The organism is Methyloprofundus sp., from assembly GCF_965251085.1.
Taxonomy (GTDB): domain Bacteria; phylum Pseudomonadota; class Gammaproteobacteria; order Methylococcales; family Methylomonadaceae; genus Methyloprofundus.
The window spans coordinates 3155316-3177689 of the sequence record NZ_OZ252594.1 but is presented as its reverse complement, the minus strand read 5'-3'; the positions used below and the strand labels follow the sequence as shown (position 1 = coordinate 3177689).

At 41.1% G+C, this 22374-nt stretch carries 20 protein-coding genes; 15 read left to right on the top strand and 5 right to left on the bottom strand.

Annotated features, from left to right (window positions below):
• Position 1: 1 nt before the first annotated feature.
• Positions 2-1174, bottom strand: coding sequence for a hypothetical protein (locus ACQY3F_RS14730; RefSeq protein WP_428355673.1), 1173 nt, complete (start codon positions 1172-1174; stop codon positions 2-4).
• A 147-nt stretch (positions 1175-1321) separates the two neighbouring features.
• Between ACQY3F_RS14730 and ACQY3F_RS14725 the strand changes: the two genes are divergently transcribed.
• Positions 1322-2122, top strand: a complete 801-nt coding sequence (locus ACQY3F_RS14725; protein ID WP_428355672.1) for an acyltransferase family protein — start codon at positions 1322-1324, stop codon at positions 2120-2122.
• A gap of 29 nt (positions 2123-2151) precedes the next feature.
• Here the strand turns inward: ACQY3F_RS14725 and ACQY3F_RS14720 are convergent, their stop codons facing one another.
• Together ACQY3F_RS14720 and ACQY3F_RS14715 are read right to left on the bottom strand one after the other, a co-directional pair.
• Positions 2152-3906: a putative transposase gene (locus ACQY3F_RS14720; RefSeq protein ID WP_428357615.1), complete on the bottom strand. Its 1755-nt coding sequence runs from the start codon at positions 3904-3906 to the stop codon at positions 2152-2154.
• A gap of 38 nt (positions 3907-3944) precedes the next feature.
• A complete protein-coding gene (locus ACQY3F_RS14715) occupies positions 3945-4409 on the bottom strand; it encodes a hypothetical protein (protein ID WP_428353676.1) in 465 nt (154 codons plus the stop codon).
• Between the two features lie 833 nt (positions 4410-5242).
• Here ACQY3F_RS14715 and ACQY3F_RS14710 point away from each other — a divergent pair.
• The 12 genes from ACQY3F_RS14710 (at position 5243) to ACQY3F_RS14655 (ending at position 19443) form a co-directional block, all read left to right on the top strand.
• Positions 5243-6031, top strand: a complete 789-nt coding sequence (locus tag ACQY3F_RS14710; RefSeq protein ID WP_428355671.1) for an ABC transporter permease — start codon at positions 5243-5245, stop codon at positions 6029-6031.
• Positions 6028-7245 carry an ABC transporter ATP-binding protein gene (locus tag ACQY3F_RS14705; protein ID WP_428355670.1) on the top strand — a complete coding sequence of 406 codons (1218 nt, stop codon included), beginning with the start codon at positions 6028-6030 and terminating at the stop codon, positions 7243-7245. The genes ACQY3F_RS14710 and ACQY3F_RS14705 overlap by 4 nt, the downstream gene beginning before the upstream one ends.
• Positions 7242-8129 carry a lysophospholipid acyltransferase family protein gene (locus ACQY3F_RS14700; RefSeq protein WP_428355668.1) on the top strand — a complete coding sequence of 296 codons (888 nt, stop codon included), beginning with the start codon at positions 7242-7244 and terminating at the stop codon, positions 8127-8129. The genes ACQY3F_RS14705 and ACQY3F_RS14700 overlap by 4 nt, the downstream gene beginning before the upstream one ends.
• A 78-nt stretch (positions 8130-8207) precedes the next feature.
• A complete protein-coding gene (locus ACQY3F_RS14695; protein ID WP_428355666.1) occupies positions 8208-8465 on the top strand; it encodes a hypothetical protein in 258 nt (85 codons plus the stop codon).
• Between the two features lie 127 nt (positions 8466-8592).
• Positions 8593-11439, top strand: coding sequence for a glycosyltransferase (locus ACQY3F_RS14690; RefSeq protein ID WP_428355665.1), 2847 nt, complete (start codon positions 8593-8595; stop codon positions 11437-11439).
• Between the two features lie 87 nt (positions 11440-11526).
• On the top strand, positions 11527-13257 hold the full coding sequence (locus ACQY3F_RS14685; protein ID WP_428355663.1) for a hypothetical protein: 1731 nt from the start codon (positions 11527-11529) through the stop codon (positions 13255-13257).
• Positions 13258-13264: 7 nt separating this feature from the next.
• Positions 13265-14233, top strand: coding sequence for a glycosyltransferase family 2 protein (locus ACQY3F_RS14680; RefSeq protein ID WP_428355661.1), 969 nt, complete (start codon positions 13265-13267; stop codon positions 14231-14233).
• Positions 14233-14868 carry a class I SAM-dependent methyltransferase gene (locus ACQY3F_RS14675; protein ID WP_428355659.1) on the top strand — a complete coding sequence of 212 codons (636 nt, stop codon included), beginning with the start codon at positions 14233-14235 and terminating at the stop codon, positions 14866-14868. Before ACQY3F_RS14680 ends, ACQY3F_RS14675 begins: the two co-directional genes overlap by 1 nt.
• 5 nt (positions 14869-14873) lie before the next feature.
• The gene (locus ACQY3F_RS14670; protein WP_428355657.1) at positions 14874-15776 is read left to right on the top strand and encodes a hypothetical protein; all 903 of its coding nucleotides are present in this window, start codon (positions 14874-14876) and stop codon (positions 15774-15776) included.
• A gap of 85 nt (positions 15777-15861) precedes the next feature.
• Positions 15862-16005 carry a hypothetical protein gene (locus tag ACQY3F_RS14665; protein WP_428355655.1) on the top strand — a complete coding sequence of 48 codons (144 nt, stop codon included), beginning with the start codon at positions 15862-15864 and terminating at the stop codon, positions 16003-16005.
• A complete protein-coding gene (locus ACQY3F_RS14660) occupies positions 16002-17018 on the top strand; it encodes a glycosyltransferase family 2 protein (RefSeq protein ID WP_428357697.1) in 1017 nt (338 codons plus the stop codon). The genes ACQY3F_RS14665 and ACQY3F_RS14660 overlap by 4 nt, the downstream gene beginning before the upstream one ends.
• 10 nt (positions 17019-17028) lie before the next feature.
• Positions 17029-19443 carry a GtrA family protein gene (locus ACQY3F_RS14655; protein ID WP_428355654.1) on the top strand — a complete coding sequence of 805 codons (2415 nt, stop codon included), beginning with the start codon at positions 17029-17031 and terminating at the stop codon, positions 19441-19443.
• A 313-nt stretch (positions 19444-19756) separates the two neighbouring features.
• On the opposite strand, the gene gmk is transcribed toward ACQY3F_RS14655, so the two are convergent.
• Positions 19757-20371, bottom strand: coding sequence for a guanylate kinase (gmk, locus tag ACQY3F_RS14650; RefSeq protein ID WP_428355653.1), 615 nt, complete (start codon positions 20369-20371; stop codon positions 19757-19759).
• A gap of 997 nt (positions 20372-21368) precedes the next feature.
• Complete coding sequence (locus ACQY3F_RS14645; RefSeq protein ID WP_428355651.1) at positions 21369-21554, bottom strand: hypothetical protein; 186 nt, start codon at positions 21552-21554, stop codon at positions 21369-21371.
• Positions 21555-21705: 151 nt separating this feature from the next.
• Here ACQY3F_RS14645 and ACQY3F_RS14640 point away from each other — a divergent pair, with 151 nt between their 5' ends.
• Both ACQY3F_RS14640 and ACQY3F_RS14635 read left to right on the top strand, forming a co-directional pair.
• Positions 21706-21999, top strand: coding sequence for a type II toxin-antitoxin system RelE/ParE family toxin (locus ACQY3F_RS14640; RefSeq protein ID WP_428355649.1), 294 nt, complete (start codon positions 21706-21708; stop codon positions 21997-21999).
• 10 nt (positions 22000-22009) lie between these two features.
• Positions 22010-22321 (top strand): HigA family addiction module antitoxin, encoded by a 312-nt coding sequence (locus tag ACQY3F_RS14635; RefSeq protein WP_428355648.1) that lies wholly within the window; start codon positions 22010-22012, stop codon positions 22319-22321.
• Positions 22322-22374: the final 53 nt, after the last annotated feature.

Here is a 22374-nt window from a genome sequence, read left to right as displayed (position 1 = left end):
CTTAGTTTGCAAATAAAAACATAAATTTACTACGCATAAAATCTCTGGAGTCTTGGTGGCGCATTTTCCAGATTCTGCCATCAACCCAGTAATGAATTAAGGATATACTACTTGCGAGGCCAAAAGTGGCCCTTTTTATCTCGCTTTCTGAAAAGTTAAAAATTGCTGGAGGGTTAACCTGATATAGCTGTTTCCATAAATAGGCTGATAATGCTGTTAAGACTACAAAAAGAATAAGATTATAATAACGGAGAAATACTCCCTTGATATGCTCGGTATCTAATAGCTGCTGGATTTTATTGCTATTTAAAGAAGCGATTGCGATAAATAAATAATACTGTAGACCATGGGCTGTTGCATACATAAAAAAAGCGGTTTGTTTATCTTCAATAACAAGCATCGGCCAGAAAAATGTGACCAAGGCCAATAGTAATAGTGCTCTTAAATATTGCCGTTTTGATGCCTGGATAAACAAATAGTTTTTACAGATATAATAGAGTGTATATAAGGTCAAGCTACATAGTATTAGCAGGCTAGCGCTTTCAAAGCCATCCTTATAAGTTGAAAACACCGTGCCTTGGAACAGAGTGCGCTCTATCGGCCAGGTAAATATCAGCATGCCGACAATTGCTCCTCCCATAATCAAGTGGCGCTCAATAGGTTGCATACGTTCCGGTCCTAGCGTAGGTGCCAGCAGGCTATACACGCCAATATTTTGTTTTTGATAATGATAAATGGTTAACATGGCATAGCTTTGCAAAAGATAGCTTTCCAGCCATAGGTTATCTACCATATAAAACAGCATAATACTGCTTGCGATCATAAGTGGCCAGAAATAGAAATACCATTTATGTTTGTTAATGATCTTTTTTGCATCTTTATCAAAATAAAGATAAACAGAAGCAACCTGGTGATAACCGCCGACCATTAAAATAAGATAAAAAAACTGTTGTGCGATTTCTGAGTCAGTATAAACATTGCGTAGCAGTGGGCCTAGAATAAAGGGAATGGCTGTTGCTAGTAATAACAGACTTATAAATCCGGTCGGATTATTGCTGGCTTGTTTTTGAGAGTCAATATTTGTGCTTGTATAAGAAGGTACTTGCATATAGATAGAAAAATTACGCTTAAGTAGGCTTATAAAATACAGTAACATGTATGAATCTGCAAACATCAATGCTCCCTATGTCTAGAATAATCTGGCTTAGAGTGCTATGTAATGAAACTGCCTGGTTTAATTTGTAAACTATTGATAAAAAGCAACCCTTGGTAAACGCAATGACCACCTTTAATAATACTGAAAGTTTAGCTAGAGAGACGGATGATAATTAAAGCAAAAACCAAGCAGCCTGCTTTTGAAATATTTCGAGCTTTGGCGGTTAGCATGGTGCTTGTAGGGCATTTCTCGGATGCCGCGCAGGACCTGCCGATAGCCGTAAAAAAAACATGCTTTGCTTTTGGCTATTACGGTATCCCTTTGTTCTTTATTATTAGTGGCTTTTTACTGACAGCTTCTTTTGTTTCAATATTAAAAAACAGGCAAAGTCAGTTTGCGTTAGCGAGCAAAATATTCATGCTTAAGCGCATGCTGAGAATTTTTCCTGCATACCTGGTTTCTTTGCTTATATTTTCTCTGTACTTTAACGCTTCGGCTTATGATTTTTTGCTACATTTTTTTAATGTACATAACCTGGTTGAAGGGTTTAACAGAAGTATTAATGTAGTCTACTGGACATTGGCAGTAGAGTTTCAATGGTATATCGTTGCGCCATTATTGATTATGCTATTTATCAAGGTCAGCATTAAGCAACAAGTTATTGTATTAGCTTTGTTTATTATAATAAGCGTTATTTTGCGCTTTTATTTTTTCAATGAGTATCTGAATCATAAATACAGCCTGGCAAGTCTGGTCTGGATTGGCAATGATCAACTATATATTCATGTATATAATTTTTTATTAGGCGTTTTTTTATTTCAATTCAGAAATATACAAATAAAACCACATCGATTGCTAATGTGTTTTTTAATGCTGGTATTATTTGTAATAGGCTATATCGAGAGTGATCTAATTACGGGAATTAATCATTACAACGAACAAGCTACCCAGATTCAGACATCTTGATTCAGACGAAACTAATTTGAGACCATTTCCTAATTTTTTGCGGATGAAGTCAGCTCATAAATTAAGCGCAGATCGGTTCCTGGATAATTGAGTTCCGTTTGATTGAGTTGTTCAAATAACTTTTCTATTGCTTTATTACTTGCAGGTCGGGAAGTACTATGCACACGTATCCGAAGTTGTTTTTTTACTTCATCGGGTAATATATCTGCTTCTGTCACAAACAGCGTTTGTAATAGTTGCCTTGCCATCGGAAAGTCGATTGTCGGTGAGGTTAGCAGAGCGGCCATTGCTGTTTCTGCCCGATAAGCGATCATGTTGACAGTATCTATCAGCCGCTTTTTCCCTGGCAGAAGCTGTTCGAACTTATCTTCGTCTCTCAACTCTTGCCAGGTAATGTGTTTGGGCGTTTGGCTTAGTTTTTCCTTGATGGTTTTTAGTTCATTTTCATAATGCTCTATTTCTTCGAGTAATTCTGCTCGTTTTCTTTCCCATTTCTTGTATTTCACATCTTCCGTTTCATCTTTTTTAATCACCGGATGAAGTTCCATCGCTGCAAATCGAGATAGACGGTAATTGAGTTTGGATTGTATCGAATTACGCTGTCCTTCCTGTTGGCGCCTATCAGGGTTGACCACCTTTTGGGTATCGGATAGTGGCTCTATTCCATACTCCTGTAGCATATCTAGCCCATAGTGGTGCTTCATATATCTAAAAAAGTTCTCTTGGCACCACCGGCTAAACATTCGCCCAGAAACAGCCGTCAATTCTAGTTCATAGGCTGTGGTAATAATACTGGTTTGGTGACCAGAATCAGTCAACTTGCGCACTTCTCTCATCCACATCGCCTGTTTTTTGGTTCCAACCAGACTGCCTCGTTCGGCGAGTTTCATGATGACTTTTTCACCACTCGGTAGTGTGATCTCCTGACTGGAAAAATTGTCCAGTGGCCAATTTTCGGTGGGAAATTTATGATAGGTCATGCAAGCGACACGATGCTTGTCCCACATCTTTCTAAAGAATGCGGGGCTATAGCCTTCTCTATCAAACACCAGGATAAAACGACAGGCTTGTTTGTTTTGCTGTAATGCTTGTGCACTCGGTTGATTCGGAATGTCTTTGAGTAATCGGGGGACGATATCTTCTTCCAGCGTTTTTAGTAAGCCCGGATCCACCGTTTTTTCAACGACAAAGAAGGGACGCCCCGTACCATCATTAACCCAGTAGTCGGTGATACCCCGTAAGCAGAGTTTTTCGCGTGAAACATGCCGTTTGGGAAGTTTAGTCAAGTGTCCATGATAGACACGGACATGACCATCTATGTAGAGTGTTCCTGCTGCCTCTGGTTCATTTTCCATCCATTGTCGACTGAGGTCGGCCGCCCAGCTTTCAACTGATTCTGGATCAGACAGTCCTTTTACTTTGGTTCTTAAACAGCGCACTTCGGGAACCCGATCCAGGCCAAGTAGTTTGCCGAATTCACCCGGTGCATGCTCGCGAAGTTGTTCGGCATTTTTGATGCGACATAGTCCCATAAAGGCGAGTAGCAATAGGATATGAAAGGTTTGATAATAACCTGTCAGTTTGCCAAGGTGGTGCTCAATGTCATTTAATAAGCCATTGCTAAGTAACGCGGGCAATGCACATAACACACCGCCTTTAGGAACATCTAAACAGGATTCGAATTCGATTGAGGCTCCCTTTTCCTGCTCACCCAAAGCCGCCTGGATTCGCTCTTCTACTCGAGTGCAGGCCGTACCGAGTGACTCGGCTGCACTGGCATCAATAATATCACGGGCTGATTTGGTACTGCCATCATTGGGGTCTATTGATACGGCAGACTTTTTTTTAAACGTCCATCACTGATCGCCTTGCGAAAGGTATCTGCCCGGATGCCTAATTCTTTAGCGGCTTCGTTAGGCGTCATACCTTGATCCAGATATTCCTGAGCTTGCTGCAAAACCTCAAGCGTAAAGAGTGGTCCTCCCTTGCGAGTCGGGCGAGGTTCAAAAAACGAATCAGCCCCTTTTTCTCGTAGTTGCCTTAATGAGCGCATAACACTACTTTTAGAGACACCAAAGGTTGTAATAATATCGATTGAACGACAGGAGCCGGTATTGATGAGTTGAGAGGTGTGAAGTCTAAATAATCTCTTATTGTCAGCCTGGTGAGAATAGATCGGGATACCGCCGAGGAAATAAAACCACTCATCATTTCGGTTATCAACACTGACCTGACCATTTATAATAGTCGTACCCTGAGGAATTATTGGGAGCATGAGTTGCTGCATTAATTGAATACCTCGTATGATATGAGGGCTTAGTTTAACCTAAATGAGTACCGTTTTCATTTCTTTAGCTGAAAATATCAATCATTTGACAATAATTCCCTAACCCTTTAATTATATTGCCTAGTTTAAGTTTTAATGGATTTCTTTCAGGATAGCGAATCAAGATGTCTGAGATTCGAATAATCTTGGCTTATGTTGCCATCCTGGTTCTGTCGTTTGTCGTGTTTGTCAGTTTACATGTTAAGTTAAGTAAAAATTCCTATCGGCTGATAGCCTTTATTTCGCTGATTAGCTATAGCTTGTACTTATATCACCTGCCTTTGTTGAATTATATAGACCAATATAATTTAGTCTGGTATTTGTATTTGCCCACTTTTTTAGCGAGTTCCATTTTCGTTGCTGCAATTTCATACTATTTAATTGAGGCTCCTTTTCTAAGGTATTCCTCGGGCTTAGCCAGAAAATAAGTATTATGACATCTACAGTCGATTATATAATTTTGCCTTCGTCAAACAGTTCAATACAGAATAATTCTACTGTAGTAGATAACCCTAGAAAAATCAGTTGCTCACGTTTTCTAGCACAAGCTCTTGATTCCACCGCACTTGCAAAAAATGTCTGCTTAACCTATGGGTGAAGCTAAGATTTTTTGAAAGTGTTATATAAATTCAATATCTTGCACTATAAATTCGCGCTCAACTGATTTTTCTAGGGTAATGCGATGGAGAATGCAGCTTGTTTTACTGTTTTTTATGCTAAAGTATGTGACCTCTTAACTACTGATAGTAGTAGAAGGCAGAACATTGTTTATCAAATCAGTTTAGGACGCTTTCTTGACCAAAGTACCCCATATTTTTTCACACACACATGCGCTGCGACTGCTGATCTCGCGGGAGCTTTCTAGCCGTTATAAAGGGACTATATTAGGAATTTTCTGGCTGTTTTTACAACCCTTGATGATGGTTGTTGTCTACTCATTTGTGTTTTCGGTGATTATGAAGGTAAGAATTCCGGGTATGGAAAATTCTTATCATTTTGCCTTGTATCTTATGGCTGCGATGATGCCCTTTTTTGCGTTTCAGGAGGCAATACTGGCAGCGAGTAATTCTTTGTTTGCGGGCAGTTCTCTATTACATAAATCGACCTTACCTGCAGTGTTAATACCTCTGGTGCCTATGTTGAGCACTGTGGTTACGGAGCTAATTGCTTTAGTGATTATAGTGATAGCGACATTTTTATTGCTAGAGCAAGTGTCCTGGTATTTATTATTGTTACCTGTACTGGTTTTGATACGGCTTTGTTTAAGTCTTGCAATAGGTTATATGGTAGCCACCTTATCGGTGTTTATTCAAGATTTGCGTCAGGCGCTGGGGTTGTTGTTGACCATGCTGATGTTCTTAACGCCTATTCTGTATCCAGTTAGTATGATTCCTGCTCAGTTTCTCCCGATGAATAATTTAAATCCTCTGTATCATTTGCTGGATGCCTATCGTGCGGTCATACTTAGAGGAGAGCTGCCTGATATCGGCCTGGTTTACGTTGCAGGTTTTGCTGTTGTGTTGTTATTTATCGGCGTATATTTTTTTCAAAAATCCATCGCTCGCGCCAAGGATTTTGTATGAGTGCTTTAATCGCAACTGATCTGGCCAAGGCGTACCGACGCTATGAAAAACCCATTGATAGTTTAAAAGAACTGATTTTCAGACGCCAATATCATGAGCAGTTCTGGGCGCTTAAAGGGGTAAGTTTTCGCTGTGAGCCTGGCGAAGTATTGGGTGTGGTCGGTGATAATGGTGCCGGCAAAAGTAGCCTCTTAAAATTGTTAGCAGGCACTATGCAACCTACGCAGGGTGAATTGACAGTTAACGGGCGTGTATCAGCAATTCTGGAATTAGGCTCAGGTTTTCATCCGGACTTTAGCGGGCTGGGAAATATTCATCTGGGCTGTGCGATGCTGGGCTTGAGTGCTGAACAAATTGCCGCTAAGGTGGATGATATTATTGATTTTTCCGAGTTAGCTGACTTTATCAATCAACCTGTGAAAACTTACTCTTCAGGCATGTTTGTGCGCCTGGCTTTTTCAGTAGTCACTTCGGTCGACCCTGATATTCTGATAGTTGATGAGGCCTTGTCGGTGGGTGATCAACATTTTCAGAAAAAAAGTATGGATCGTATGATGGAATTTAAAACACAGGGTAAGGCTTTAGTGTTTTGTTCGCATAGTCTTTATCATGTAAAAGAGTTATGCAAGCGCGCGATCTGGCTAGATAAGGGTGTGATTCAGGCGCAAGGGGAGAGTGGTGAGGTCATTGATCAGTATAATGATCATGTGCGCATGCAAAATCGCTTGTCTGTAGCGAGTCCCGTGAAATCTGTAGACAAAGAAAAAGCAGATAAAAGCCAGTTAACTGCCTATTTAACGAGTGCGACTTTATTGCGCCCGAAACGGGTAGAAGATGATTGTGTTGTATACCAGACAGGTGATACTTTCCAGGTTAAAGTTATGGCCCAAAAACAAAATAGTCTGGCAATCGAAGATGTGCATATAGGTATCATCATTAAGCGTAATGATGGTGTGCAATGTTTTGGTGTCAGTACGGTACTGGATGGGGTGGCCTTATTTAGTGGTGATGAGCAAAACGAATTGGGCGTCGTTTATGAAATTCCTGATTTAAATTTATTATCTGGGCACTATAGTCTGGAAATCTGGCTAATTGATACGACCAGTGCGCATGTCTATGACTCCATGCTAAGTTGCTGTGATTTTAAGGTAAGGCAGTCGGGGACGGAAGTGGGGCTCACCTACCTACAGCATCAATGGAGTGCGCCGGCATGAACTTGGCTTTTAAATATCGTTTTTTATTGCCTTTTCTGGCACGGTTTCCGCAAAAAATAGCTTATCGCCTGGCTAGCTTAACCGGGCGCTTTTCTCTGGCTGAGCATGCTCTGGAGAAAAAGACTATTATTGAGCAAATGCAAACAGTCTTTACTGAAAAAAGTAAAGCAGAACTGGTGGCGAGTGCAGAATATTTTTTTTCCATGGTTGAACGCGAAGCGTTGGATAGTTTTTTTTTTCGCACCTGTAAAACAGCGCAGCAAGTCGATAAATTTATTCAGTTAGATGACTTTCATCATGTAACAGATGCTCGGAAAGCGAGGCGACGAGTGGTCATCAGCAGTGGGCATTTTGGGCGTTTCTGGATGGCAGGTGTGGGTATGCAGTCGCAGGGCGTGTCAGTGGGTACTGTCACCCGTGATGGTGGAGAGACTAATGAGCATGGTCTACCTGAAGAAGAATATCAGTATCGCTTAAAAAAACTGGCCTGGTTACAACAATGTTTTGACGGGCCTTTTCTGGTTGAAGGTGATTCGGCTCGACCTATTTATCGTGCATTGAATGAGCATGTGATGGGTTTGTTTATCGATGTTCCTTATGCTGGAGATAAAAATGGCTGTGTGAGTTTGCCTTTTCTTGGAAAGGAGGCTCGTTTTCCTTTAGGGCCAGCAAAAATAGCAAAAAGAGCCGGGGCGCTAATAGTCCCCTTTTATGTTTTCGAGTCACGATCAGGATTAAAAGCAAAATTTTATCCACCTATAGAGACAGAAGACCTAAGTGAGCAGGAAATTATGCTGCAACTGGTAGGTTTATTAGAGCAACAGATTCTTGCTTATCCTGAGCAATGGTGGTTGTGGCAGGCATTGCCATTAATGAGGCAGTAAGTTTTTAGTGCAAGTCTAGCGTGAGTTTTCTGTTTAGAAAATTGATTAATTATTTGTTTATAGATTAAGGTGTGAAATATGGCTGAGCCAACAATGCGTGATTATAATTTATTATCCGAGCGGTTTATTGCATTAGCGAACGAAATGAAGGATGAAGGTAAAAGTCTGCAAATGGTGAATGCAGCACTTATGTCAGCATCGGGTATTTATGCAACTTATACTGCGGCAGGAAACGATGGTGGTTTAAACTCCACTGGGGTAGATAAAGTGGTTGCGGTATATAAAGCCAACCTGGAAAATGTACAGAAATTAAAACAGCAACAAGAAGCAAAGTAGCGACGGTAGAGCGGACTTTAGTCCGCTAATGGGAGCGATAGTAGTAGCGAAAAAGTGCTGGTTGAGTGGACAAAAGTCCGCTCTACAACCGGATACATCCAGATTGCCAAACCTTTAAAAACTATTTATGAGTAACAACAAATACGAATTTACCCTGGATACTGCCGAAAAAAATGATTCGCATATGGGCCTGGCTACTCGAATCAAGCCTAAGCAGCGCATTCTGGAATTAGGCTGTTCTAGTGGTTATTTGTCTAAGTTTTTAATGCAGGATATGGCTTGTGTAGTGGTTGGTGTGGACATTAATCAGAGTGTTTTGCTACAGGCAGCTCCCTATTGTCAGCAAACGATTGTTGCTGATCTGGATAGCAACGCCTGGCTGGCAGAAATAGCAGGACAGCAGTTTGACGTAGTCCTGTGTGCTGATGTTCTGGAGCATTTAAAAAATCCAGCGGCTATGCTGGCAAGCTTAAAGCCTTATTTACATCAGGATAGCCGCCTGTTGGCATCGGTACCCAATGTGGCGCATGCCTCTATACGCCTGGAGCTATTGCAGGGACATTTTGATTATGAGTCACTTGGCTTACTGGATGATACGCATCTACACTTTTATACCCGTGATGGCTTGATCGCTATGCTTATGCAAGCAGGTTATGTCGGTTGCGATATTAGCTATAGCATACAGGATTTAGCGGATGAAGCGATTGATCAACACCTGGCAAATGCAGGGTTGCAATCATCAAATACTGCACGTGAATTATTACATGCGCCAGATGCTGTCGCATATCAGTTTATTATTGAGGCGCGTCCTGCCCAGAAAGAACTGGTGCAGCATCTGCCTCAGCCTTTAGCGCCCAAACCATTAGTAAGCTCCGGGGTGTTTTATGGTGAAAAACAAGAAAAGATAGTTGCTTTAGAGCAACAGCTAAATGTTGAAACTGAACATAACCAAAATCACCAGCAGGCGATAAAAGCCTTGCAAGAAACCACACTGGTTTTGGATGATGCTTTATTTGATACGGCGGCACAGCTAGCACTAGAGCAGGAGAAAAATACTCGTTTATCTGCTGAAGTGTTTCAATTACGCGATAAAGAGTCAGGCTTAGCTGATGATACTCAGCGTCTGGAAGAAGTTTTACAGCGTGTACATAATAAAATTAGTTATCGCGTAGTACGAGGGATGAAAAATGCCCCGAAAAGACTAAGCGGATTGTTAAGTAAGGAAGACAAGATTGATAAGCAAGGTTTGCTGGACTTTTTTGATTATGATGCCTGGCTTATAGCGCATGGCGATGTGAATATGCAGTTATTATCTACCTATCGGGAAGAGTCCAAGGCTTGGCCCGAGCCGCCTAAAGTCGCTGTGTTAATGCCGGTTTATAATCCAGATAAAGCATGTCTGGTGAATGCCATTGAGTCTGTTTTGCAGCAGGCCTATGAAAACTTTGAATTATGTATTGCTGATGATGCCTCAACAGCAGATTATGTGCGTGAAGTGTTGCAATCTTATATGCAGAAAGACCCACGGGTCAAAGTGATTTTCCGCGAGCAAAACGGGCATATTTCTGCGGCATCAAATAGTGCCTTGTCTTTAGTTGATGCCGAGTATGTGGCCTTAATGGATCATGATGATTTATTAACCCCCGATGCCCTATATTGGGTAGCAAAAGCCATTTTAAAGAATCCTGATACACAGTTGATCTATTCTGATGAAGATAAAATGGATTTGCAGGGCAAGCGATATGCGCCGTATTTTAAGCCGGACTGGAACCCGGAATTATTATTGTCGCATAACTTTATTTGCCATTTAGGCGTTTATAAAACTGAGCAAGTCAGGACTTTAGGGGGATTTGATTCCGCTTTTGATGGCGCTCAGGATTATGATCTGGCACTGCGTTATGTGGCAGAGTTAAAGCCAGAACAGATTATACACATTCCACGTGTGTTGTATCATTGGCGCGCTGTTGCGGGTAGCACTGCGAAAGGTGTACAGGAAAAACCTTATGCCGAGGCAAAAATCGAACAGGCTGTAGTAAGCGCCTTGGAGCATCAACAGCGCCCCGCCGAAGTGTCTGCACATAAGCATTTGCCAGGCGCTTTACGAGTACGTTATGTATTACCTAAGGTCTTGCCACTAGTCAGTATTGTGATACCCTCCCGTAACGGCTTTCATTTATTGCATCGTTGTGTTGAGAGTATTTTTGCTAAGACGACTTATACGAATTATGAGCTCATCATTATTGATAATGGTAGTGATGATTTAGTGGCTTTAAGATATTTACAGCGCCTACAAGAGGACGCTCGAGTAAGCATTATTCGCGATGATAGCCCCTTTAATTATGCGGCTTTAAATAATAAAGCGGTTGCACAGGCCAAAGGCGAAGTTATTGCATTATTGAATAACGACCTGGAAGTGATCAATGCTGACTGGCTGGATGAAATGGTCAGTCATGTAGTGCATCCCGAGGTTGGGGCTGTAGGGGCTAAACTATATTACCCCGACGATACGATCCAACATGCGGGTGTGATTGTTGGCTTAGGAGGTGTCGCTGGGCATTCACATAAGCACTCGCCGCGAGATAACCCTGGTTATTGCGGGCGACTACTCCTGACACAGAATTTATCTGCAGTCACCGCTGCCTGTTTACTGGTAAGAAAAGAGGTATTTGATGCTGTAGGTGGTTTTGATGAACAGCATTTGTCTATAGCATTCAATGATGTAGATTTGTGTTTACGCATCCAGGAAAAGGGCTTTTTTAATGTCTGGACTCCGTATGCTGAAATGTATCATTACGAATCAGCTAGCCGGGGTTATGAAGATACCCCGGAAAAACAGGCGCGTTTTAATAAAGAAATCGATTATATGCGGCAACGTTGGGGAGAGGGTTTGTTACAAGACCCCGCTTATAACCCCAACTTAACGCTGGATCGAGAGGATTTTTCTTTTGCCTGGCCGCCACGATATTCGGACTAAAGAAGGCCATTCATAACGCAAAAAAAGGAGTTATGCATAAATGGGTTTAGCAGTATTGATTCGCTAAACTAAAGACTGATTTAAGCTTTGAAATTTACAATTAAGATGTCAAGAAATACAGTTTTTTATAGCCTTCAACTTATTGTCGTCGCTATTCCAGCGTCTTTAATTTTCTATTATGCTATTAATGCGGGCGGGCTTCCTGATAATGATTACTGGGGAGAGATTGCGCAAATTATTAATAAGCAAAGCGGCAGGTTATCCCTAAACTTTCTAGATTGGGTGCAGCGCGGTAATGAGCATTACACCCTATTTCCCAAAGTAGTTTATGCAGCAAATTTAATTATAACGGGGGGTAATAACGTAGGTCTAAGCTTGTTCACCTGGTGTATGGCTTTGCTTCAAGTATTATTGCTTTATCTATTATTACCCATTAGAAATCAGCAAAGGCCGGTGTTATTTACGCTGCTGTTATTTGCAGTTGCTGCATTTACCTTCAGTCCTAGGCAAGCACATAACTGGATTTTAGGCATGAGTGGTGTGGCCTGGGTCAGCGCGAATGTTTTTTCGATTGCGACTATTGTAGCTCTGCAACATTATGCAATAACTCGCAGTAGGGTAAGTGGGTACTTGATTTTTGGTTTTAGTCTATGTGCTATCGCCACTTATAGTACCAGTCTGGCGTTATTTCCCACGCTAGTTGTTGGGGCATTTTTATATCGTTTAAGCCGCAGGGAGCAACTCTCGATTTTGCTCTTTAGCCTGGGTATTTTAGGTCTTTATTTTTTCACTTATAGTACCCCGGATCATCATCCCGCTATTCAGCAGTCTGTGCTGGTGTTGGTACAGTATATATTTAGTTTTATCGGTGCCTTATTTACGCTGGATTTGAATTACGCTTTGATTAGCGGTGTTGTTGGAGTAGTAAGCTCACTGCTTATGCTCGTCTATATTTTTTATAAAAAAACTTACTGGCTTGCTGCCATACCATGGTTGAGTATTCAGCTTTATGTGTGTGGTAACGCAGCGATGGCTGCATTGGCACGTTCTGGCTTCGGATTGGAGCAGGTCTTTGCTTCGCGATATGGAAGTTTACCGGCATTATTCTGGTTGTCCTGGATTATCATAGGGTTACTTTTCTGTTTGCAATTACGCGGGGTCTTGCGTCAGGTTTCACTGTTTATTTTATTCTGTAGCAGTAGCCTGCTTATTTTTAATACATACAGGATAGGACAAAGCGTTGCTGAACCTTTGTTGCAGCGTGCCGAAAAAAAGGCATTTTCATTGGCCTCTATTTATTCGCAGGCTATTGATATTGAATTAATAAATGCTACTGGGCTGCCGCCTTTTTCTTATCAGGAAATGCAGTCAATTACGAGTAAACTAGCTGCTATTGGGCATATTCCTTTTAATGGTTTATTTAAGCACTGCCCTACTATAGGTAGCAAGATTATCAAGATTCAATCTACGGATAACCAGCAATTTCTGGGTACTTTTGATGAACTGCGGTGGCGTAATGACCAGATTATTGAAACCAAAGGCTGGGCTTATAATAACGGCTCCGAACCGGGCTGTATTGTATTAACTAATCAGGATAATATAGTCAGAGGTGTCGCTAGTTATGGACAGGAACGCCTTGACGTTGCTCAGGCCATACCCAGAATTAAGACAGACTATACTGGTTGGCAAGGCTACGGAAAAGTGCATAAGCATGATAGTATGGTTAAAGTTTATATGCTGACCGACCATGGGTATTGGCTGCTATTAAACGGTAGTTTTAAAGTATTGCACCATCCTCTTGAATTCCAAAAAATATAATCTTTACATGACTTCATCAAATAGCAGCACCTGTTTTTTAAGCTTTGTTATTCCCGTTAAGGATGAAGCGCAGACCTTGGCTAACTTATATGAAGGTATATTCGATGCAGTAAAGCAAGTCGATGGAGGACTGAGTTTTGAAGTCATTTTTATCGATGATGGCAGTACGGACGATTCCTGGAAACAGATGTCTCGCTTGACTGAACAATACCCCGAAACGATAAAAGCCATAAAGTTACGACGTAATTTTGGCAAAGCGTTTGCGTTGTCGACGGGGTTTAGTGCATCGAGTGGCGATATAATATTTACCATGGATGCGGATTTGCAGGATGATCCGGCGGAAATTCCCAAATTTCTGGATAAGATGGCTGAAGGTTTTGATGTAGTATCCGGCTGGAAAAGCAACCGTCAGGACCCCTTATCGAAAACTCTGCCCTCTAAAGTATTTAATAAAATCACGGCTGTAATGACGGGTGTTTCATTACATGATTTTAATTGCGGTTTCAAAGCGTATAAAAAAGAAGTTTTAGAGGGTATCAAAATTTATGGTGAATTACATCGCTATATTCCGGTATTAGCGCATGAACTCGGGTTTATTAGTGCTGAAGTCAGTATTAAACATAATAAGCGAGAATTTGGTGTTTCAAAATATGGCTGGGAACGTTATACGCGGGGGATGGTTGATTTACTGACGGTATTGGCGACTACCCGTTATCTAAAAAAGCCAGGCCATTTATTCGGTGGACTAGGCGTGTTGGCAGGTATCGTAGGTACTCTTATTCTCAGTTATCTGGGCGTACATTGGTTGGTAGATGAAAGCGCTATTGGTACGCGCCCTCTATTTGCGGTTGGAATATTAATGGTTATTCTCTCTATACAAATGGTTTCTATCGGAGTATTAGCAGAACTGATTACTCGGCATAATGATAGGGGGCCTAGCGATAGTGCTATTGCAGAGAAGCGAGGTTGTCACTGATGGCAAAAACACCGCTTATTGAAGACGGTCTGGTGGTTGGGACTGGCTCTGATAAATATGAAACTAAAAACCCGCTGGCACAATATCTGTTACGTCAATTTGATAATAGTATTGCCGAACTGGTCAAAATGGCTAAGCCCAAAACCATTCTGGAAGTCGGTTGTGGAGAAGGGCATGTTACCGATATATTGCTAAACAATTCTAGCGCCAGCATACAGGCGATGGATATTTCACAAACCATCGTGGATATTGCCAAAGACTCAATCGATTCTCCCCGGGTTAATTTTCAGCAATTTAATATTTACGATCTGGCCGCAAAAGACAGCGCTGATTTAGTGGTTTGCTGTGAAGTGCTAGAGCACCTGGAAACGCCTGAAACAGGCTTGCTCAGATTGGCAGAAAAAGCTGCGCCCTATGCAATTATCAGTGTGCCACGAGAGCCCTTATGGTGTTTGCTTAACTTTATTCGTGGTGCTCACGTAAAAAGCTTGGGTAATAGCCCGGGGCATATCCAGCACTGGTCGCGTAAAGCATTTATATCATTTGTCGAGCAGCAGTTTGAAATTGTCAGTGTTAAATCGCCATTGCCGTGGACAATTCTATTGCTTAAATCCAGACATTTTAAAAATAGCTGATACGCTTGTTAAAGAAACTACTCACATCATTAGGCTCGATCGTTGCAGTTATCTCGCTGGGTTTTATTGGACTGCAATTATTTGACAATTGGCATAAGGTTGTAGCTTATCAATTCACAGCTGAATCACTGGCAGGCTTATTGGCAGGTGCCTTGGCATATGCGGGAGCTTGTTTCTTACTGTCTTCATCCTGGTATCAAATTCTCAGTGCACTGAGTTCGCACGTTTTATCAGCAGCTAGCATACGTTCTATTTATGCCCGTAGCCAGATTGCCAAGTATATTCCCGGCAATGTCATGCATATTGCTAGTAGGCACATGATGCTTAATCGTCTGGGAGTCAGGCATAAGCCTCTCGCTGTCGCTAGCTTAACTGAAATCCTGGGGTTAGTCTCCGCCTCAAGTACCTTTGCCTTGGTTGGCGGTGCTGTATTTGGTTTATGGGGAGATTATATAACGCAACAGCAGCTGTATTACATTGTTGCAAGCATTGCCTTAGCCATACTCTGTTTGCCTTTAATCCGAGCGGCTTGTCTTAAATATATCCCGGCTAGTCAGGATTTGTTAGCAAACCCTCGTTTACATTGGGTTTTGCTCCGGGTTTATCTGGCATATCTATTATTTTTTGCTATTGCTGGAGCGGTACTCGTCGCCTTGGTTTTTCAATTTGATGGTAATCCTGGTTTTAATAAGGTCTTTGCCATCATTGCCAGCTTTGCTGTTGCCTGGTTGGCTGGCTTTATTACCCCGGGTGCACCTTCGGGCATAGGTATTCGTGAGACTATTCTGGTGGTGTCCCTAGATAAAATCTTACTTGCCGGAAACGGCGTATTAATCGCCATTTTATTCAGGCTTATCACGGTTAGTGGCGATGTGTTGTTTTTTGCTCTTGCAGGCAGGAGTAAGTAGAAAAAATGCGCTTAGCCTGTGAACTAGGCAATAATCTTTGTATAATTCTTTGCAGTAAATTTAATAATATATTCAGGAATTTAATGTGGAACTGACAATTTTAATGCCTTGCTTAAATGAGGCGGAAACACTTGCCGTATGTATAGAAAAGGCGCACTCTTTTATTCAGCAGAATAATATTGTTGGTGAAGTGGTCATTGCTGATAATGGTAGCACTATGGTTCGATAGAGATTGCAGAGTCCCTGGGTGCTAGAGTCGTTCATGTCCCTATTAGGGGTTATGGCGCGGCTTTACAAAAAGGTATAGAAGAAGCAAAAGGCGAGTTTATCATCATGGGTGACTCCGATGATAGCTATGATTTTAGTAATTTGATGCCTTATGTCGAGCAATTACGTGTGGGCTATGACCTGGTAATGGGGAACCGCTTTAAAGGCGGTATTGCTAAAGGCGCAATGCCTTTTCTACATAAATATCTGGGTAATCCGGTGTTGAGCTTTTTGGGGCGTTTGTTTTTTAAAATTCCAGTTGGCGATTTTCACTGTGGATTACGCGGCTTTCGTCGCGATACTGCGCTTTCATTAGGGCTAACAACCCCAGGTATGGAATATGCCAGTGAACTAGTTGTCAGAATGGCCTTGGCAGGTGGTTCAATTAAGGAAGTTCCAACAACCTTATCTAAAGACGGGCGTAGCCGTCCACCACATCTAAATACCTGGCAGGATGGCTGGCGACATTTAAGGTTTTTATTAATGTTCAGCCCGCGCTGGCTATTTTTTTATCCTTCCTTATTTATTCTTTTAGTAGGTATTACTCTTACTGTTTTATTAGCGCAGGGCGCAGTAAATATCACGCCGAATATTACTCTAGATATTCACAGTATGATTGTTGGCTGCTTTTGTGTGCTAGTGGGTATGCAAGGCGTGTCCTTTGCTATTGTTGCTAGACGGTATGCTGCTTTGCGGGGTTTTTTACCGTTTACCAACCAGGTTCGCTATCTGGTAGATGCGATAACGCTGGAGCGGGTGCTGATTGTAGCTTCGGTCTTCTTTCTGGGTGGTCTAGCTGGGTTAATTTATTGTGTCAGTAACTGGTTTTCGGTCCACCTTGGGGCATTAGAATACGGCAGCCTGGTGCGCGTGTTAATGCTTTCGGGTACTGCCGTGGCCATCGCAGTGCAGCTGGCGTTTACCTCTTTTCTGGCTGAAATTCTGGAAATAAAAACCAGTAATCAATACGAATAAACATCCCTGAGTGATTGAATTAAACTGGAAAACGGTACGCTTTATAGTCGTCGGTGTTTTAGGCGCGCTGGTGTATTTTATTTGTAGCTACCTGTTTTTGACCTACACAGAGCTACCCGCTTTTATAGCAAGTCTGCTGGCCTATACCTGCTCGTTTGGTTTTGCTTATTTGGGTCAGAAATTTTGGGCTTTTCGCTCCATTGCTCCACATTCAGTGACGCTGTTTCGTTATGCGGTATTGCAGGCTTGTTGTGCGACCTTTGCGGCGACCTTTACTCAGGTATCTGTTTCGTATACTGACGTATCACCGTTGTTATTATCAGGTCTGGCTACGGTATTTACCAGTGGTATAAGCTACGTTGTTTCTTCTTGCTGGGTGTTTGCCGATTCAAGCGATCGGGTTGAGCCTATGCGTGACAATAAATCAAGTTTGTCCGCAATTCAGGTAGATGGAAAATTATTCTCCACGCAGAACATACTGATTTTACTATGGCTATCTACCTGTCTATTGTATATTTTCATGTACTATCATATGCCCTGGATTCTGAGCATGTATGGGATACACGATGATCGCCTGTTTATCAACTTGGCGTATTCATTGATTCATGGAAACTGGCTGGGAAGCTTTTCGCAATTTACTTTAATGAAAGGCCCGGGGTATGCTTTTTTTCTCGCATTAACACATATTATCGGGCTACCCTTATTTCTCTCGGTCGCAATATTCCATACTATCGCAGTCAGTTTCTTTGCCTGGTGCGTGTATCGTTTAAGTCGCTCAAGGTTATTTACAAGTTTACTATTCAGTGCTGTTCTCTTTGTACCGCTGGTTATTTCGAATGGTCGAGTTATTCGGGACCAGATTTATCCGGATCAGTTTTTATTGGGCTTATCCGCGCTAATTTTTAGTTTATTTATTGCCGATACTCTGCTTAAACGCAGCTCATCAGCTATATTAGCAGGCCTCACATTTGCCTGGCTTTGGCTGACAAGGGAAGAGGGGGTATGGATTTTACCTAGCATTGGAGTATTAATAGCATTTGCATTAGTACAATGTTGGCGTAGGCGTTGTTTAAAACAAATATTGCTTAGTTCGGTTTGCGTATGTTTATTAAGCTTTCTCTGTGTGCATTTTGCGTTTCAGTTTACTAACCAACAAGTCTATGGAAAATTTGTTGGTGTAGATATAAAAGAAAAGAATTTTAAGGAAGCCTTGGCTGGCTTGCAAAGCGTTCGCGAGGGAGGGATGATTTCTCATGTGCCAGTATCTCAGGAGGCGATACAACGTATTTTTGAAGTAAGCCCCAGCTTTGCAAGACTAAGGCCCTTTTTTAACTCTCCTGGTGCGCGGGGGTGGCTGAAGTTTGGTTGCGACCTGTATCCCTGGACCTGTAGTGGTGAGTATGCCGGAGGATGGTTTATCTGGTTGTTACGAGATGCTGTCGCTGATCTTGGGTATTATCGTACACCCGCAGAAACAGCTGAATTTTTTGGACGTATGGCGGGCGAAATAAACAAGGCTTGTGACTCTGGGCAAGTCATCTGTGAAAAAAGCTTGTTGGCACATATGCCCAAAATTGCACAGAGAGATATAGACTCTATCCCTGATGCTATAGAGCAATTATATAAAATGCTGTTAATTAGCGAAATGGAGCCAAGGAATATAGGCTTAAAATCATCTCTGGATGGGGTATTTGCAGAAAAGTTGGCAGTACTGAACCTTTTACATAGCCAGGACCGTTTCCATTTTAAAAAAGTCGCAACAATTACTGGAAAATATGCCGTTACCAATGAGAATTTATATAAAATTGAAATACAAATATCGAATAATAAAGGGGAGAATTTTTCTTATGCTTTAAAACAGGGTTCATTGATACCAGGTTCCCCAAAATATTCCCCATTTACGCTAATAACTGCTTGCACTGGAGAATGTCGTATTCATATTAGTATGAATGGTGAAGAGAAATTAAATGTAAAAATTCCAGATGAAGATCAGGATTACACGGCATTAGAACCCTTATTGATCGGAAACTTGAAGCTTGTATTTGAGAAATTAGAGTGGGAAAAAACTTTGACAGCTGTGTTCTCTTCGGAGGAGGAGATTACTTATGAGTCACGACAGGTGTTGCTGGTATTTTTTCGTAGCATTTTTCCATTTTTGTTAATACTGGGGCTTGTTGCCTTTTTTACAATGACTCTCGTGTATGTCAAACAAAGACGTTTACCTGTTTTATTTGTCATGGCTGGCGCTGTGTGGCTTGCACTTTTTGTGCGTATGACCATATTATTACTGGTTCATATTAGCTCTTTTCCAGCGATTATCACGCTTTACTCAATGCCTTTATACAGTTTGTTGATCATTGCATCGTTCATTAGTTTGTATTTGTTTTTTTGTTTTATCCGTTTATTTGCAACGTCAAGCCAGTAGGTTTGTGTCTTGAAACGTGTTCAACGGTTAGCTAAAGAGGCGCTTTTGGCGTATTTCAGGGTGTTTTGCCGATATTGCTACCTCTCTGAGCTTAGTCGCTTTTGTCATACTGACAGTCATAGCAATTAAGCAGCGTTCCATATTGGTATTATATACTTCGCGCGGCCGCGCGAAGTATATGTACTCAGTGTCGCAATCTGGGAGGCTATTTTTTCTCGGCTGACAATATTATTTTTAGTGCATATAAGCTCTTTTTCTGCTTTGAATGTATTATATTTTATGCCGGTGTACAGCTTAATCATAATTAGCTTGTTTAGGCTAATAAATCAGTGAGCAATGATTTTTGCTGCACTTGTTGCTGCTCTATTACCAGACGTCTGGAAAGAATAATAGACTTTAGTTCGGTTAGAGCGGTATGAAAATCATCATTGACAATCAGATAATCATATTCAGCATAATGTACTATTTCATTCACAGCATCTTGCATGCGTCGGTTAATAGTTTCTTCACTGTCCTGACCCCTACCTTGCAAACGTTGGCGTAATATTTCTGTGGATGGCGGAAGAATAAAAATACTGATACTATCTTCGATTAAGCGCCTTATCTGTGCCGCACCTTGCCAGTCTATTTCTAAAATAACATCGATGCCGTTTTTCAGGCTTTGCTCGACTGAGCTTTGTGCTGTGCCATAATAATTATCAAATACCTGAGCGTATTCAAGAAAGTCAGAATTATTGATCATTTCTTTAAAACTATCGACTGAGGTAAAAAAATAATCGATACCCTCTATTTCACTTGGGCGTTGGCTACGAGTGGTGTGAGAAACTGACACCATCAGACGATTCAGGTTAGGTACCAGTTTCTTGATTAGGCTGGTTTTACCCGCGCCAGATGGAGCCGATATAATGTAGAGTTTACCTTTGTTCATTATGTTATCTTATTCAGTACTTTAATATTGAGTGAAGTATTAACGTATTGTTTCATATGTAATAAATATTCTTATTGGTATTTTGGTGCATGCTTTGGCACACAGAATAAGCGAGTGCCTATAATACGCAATGAAACGACATAAAGTTTAAACCTAGAAAAATCAGTTGAGCGCGAATTTATAGTGCAAGATATTGAATTCATATAATACTTTCAAAAAATCTTAGCTTCACCCGTAGGTTAAGCGGGTATTTTTTGGAAGTGCTGTGGAATCAATAGCTTGCGCTAGAGGCCGTGAGCAACTGATTTTTCTAGGTTAAAGGTAATTTTAACAAAGAATTGATTGATTAAATATAGCACTCATTGCGAGTTAAGAAACAATCAAAAAAAAAAGCTAAAAACGCGGAGGTTAAGCATTGATAAAACTGACTTATTTATTTCTCAGGTAGTGGAGAGAATGTTAGGTGAAGATTATCGGTTCCAAATTTCTCAAATACCCGGGAGAAAAAATAAAATGCGGGGCTTTGTAATGCTCAGGCGCCTGGAGACACACATCGTCCATAATTTGGGCAGGATTTTTGCTTGTCTTCGGTGCTGTAGCAAATGGCGCATAGCTGGCTACATAGCTATTGCTATTGTGCTGATGATGGACAAAAGGACCAGCAAAGATGGATGATTATTTGTTTCCAGGTGCTTTAGGTTAGGGTATAAAAAGGCTATGTCTGCATTAGCTGTTGGTAAGACTTAAAGGCTAATGATTGCAGGTATTTATCTATTGCTATGGCCACCTAAAAACAATAACTTAGGTGGTCACTACCACTTAATGACTACATAGCCTATAAAAATACTTCTATGTTACGTTTAATCGCTGCAGTATGACACGAAGCCACCCCTAAAATGAATTGTACTGACTCAAACTTGATCGGACATATTTATTTGTAATTTTGGTTTGTACTGACAACATCAAAAAGAGTTGAGCATTATCAAATTTGACTGGCTCAATACAGCCAGGAGCTGGCATTGAAACAAGTAATTTCAATCGAGACTGACCCTTTTTGTTCTTTTTGTTTCAATCGAGACTGACCCTTTTGGTTTTCTTTACCTGGCAGGCTAAAGGCAACCGCTTGTGATCCCTCCAAAAATGATTGTAATTCTTCCGTATTTTTTAGTGCTTTAAGATTCATGATGGCTTTCATTCCTTCATCATGAACAGATTATCTGGTTTTGTCAGTTTAGACTCATTCTATATTAGAATACGAGGTTACTTTCAGACTCATTTCGTATTGGAGAAGGCTCGAGATCGAAATAACATGATAACCGTGTTATTATGTTTATATGATTGCATTCTTCAAAAATCAAGGTACTGAAGATATATTTAATGGCAATAATACCAAAGCTGCTAGAAAATTGTGTCCTCAAACTTTGTGGAGAATTGCAGCAAGGAAATTAGACCAACTCGATTCGGTGGGATTGCTTGAAGAATTAAAGATTCCACCTGGAAACAGGCTTGAAATATTAAGCGGGGATAGAAATGAGCAATATAGTATTCGTATTAATGATCAGTACAGAATTTGCTTCTTTTGGGAACAGAGTTCCCCGCATAATGTAGAAATCGTAGATTATCATTAAAGGTTTTATCATGATACGAATACCAACAAATAGAGAACCAACTCACCCAGGTGAAATGCTGTTAAAAGAATTCCTGGAGCCAATGGGTATTACACAGCGAGAATTAGCAACATCAATTCATGTTCCGTATCAACGTGTTAATGAAATAATCAATCGAAAAAGAGGTGTTACCCCCAGTACAGCTCTTCGGTTAGCAAAGTTTTTTAATATGACAGAAGACTTTTGGTTGAATTTACAATTGAGATGGGACTTATATAAGGCTAAACAGCTTGAATCTAAAGAACTAGATTTAATTCATGTTTTTACTGCAAAAAGTGCATAACCGGGTAAGAGCTGGTTTCTCCAGCCTTCCGCACACCACCGAAGAATAATTTA

Bases quoted from the DNA above. Each gene is read 5' to 3' on its own strand.
- ACQY3F_RS14690 (WP_428355665.1), top strand. From the start codon at position 8,593: ATGAGTAACAACAAATACGAATTTACCCTGGATACTGCCGAAAAAAAT.
- ACQY3F_RS14725 (WP_428355672.1), top strand. From the start codon at position 1,322: ATGATAATTAAAGCAAAAACCAAGCAGCCTGCTTTTGAAATATTTCGA.
- ACQY3F_RS14645 (WP_428355651.1), bottom strand. From the start codon at position 21,554: ATGAATCTTAAAGCACTAAAAAATACGGAAGAATTACAATCATTTTTG.
- ACQY3F_RS14675 (WP_428355659.1), top strand. From the start codon at position 14,233: ATGGCAAAAACACCGCTTATTGAAGACGGTCTGGTGGTTGGGACTGGC.
- gmk (WP_428355653.1), bottom strand. From the start codon at position 20,371: ATGAACAAAGGTAAACTCTACATTATATCGGCTCCATCTGGCGCGGGT.
- ACQY3F_RS14705 (WP_428355670.1), top strand. From the start codon at position 6,028: ATGAGTGCTTTAATCGCAACTGATCTGGCCAAGGCGTACCGACGCTAT.
- ACQY3F_RS14635 (WP_428355648.1), top strand. From the start codon at position 22,010: ATGATACGAATACCAACAAATAGAGAACCAACTCACCCAGGTGAAATG.
- ACQY3F_RS14640 (WP_428355649.1), top strand. From the start codon at position 21,706: ATGATTGCATTCTTCAAAAATCAAGGTACTGAAGATATATTTAATGGC.
- ACQY3F_RS14700 (WP_428355668.1), top strand. From the start codon at position 7,242: ATGAACTTGGCTTTTAAATATCGTTTTTTATTGCCTTTTCTGGCACGG.
- ACQY3F_RS14695 (WP_428355666.1), top strand. From the start codon at position 8,208: ATGGCTGAGCCAACAATGCGTGATTATAATTTATTATCCGAGCGGTTT.
- ACQY3F_RS14715 (WP_428353676.1), bottom strand. From the start codon at position 4,409: ATGCAGCAACTCATGCTCCCAATAATTCCTCAGGGTACGACTATTATA.
- ACQY3F_RS14730 (WP_428355673.1), bottom strand. From the start codon at position 1,174: ATGTTTGCAGATTCATACATGTTACTGTATTTTATAAGCCTACTTAAG.
- ACQY3F_RS14680 (WP_428355661.1), top strand. From the start codon at position 13,265: ATGACTTCATCAAATAGCAGCACCTGTTTTTTAAGCTTTGTTATTCCC.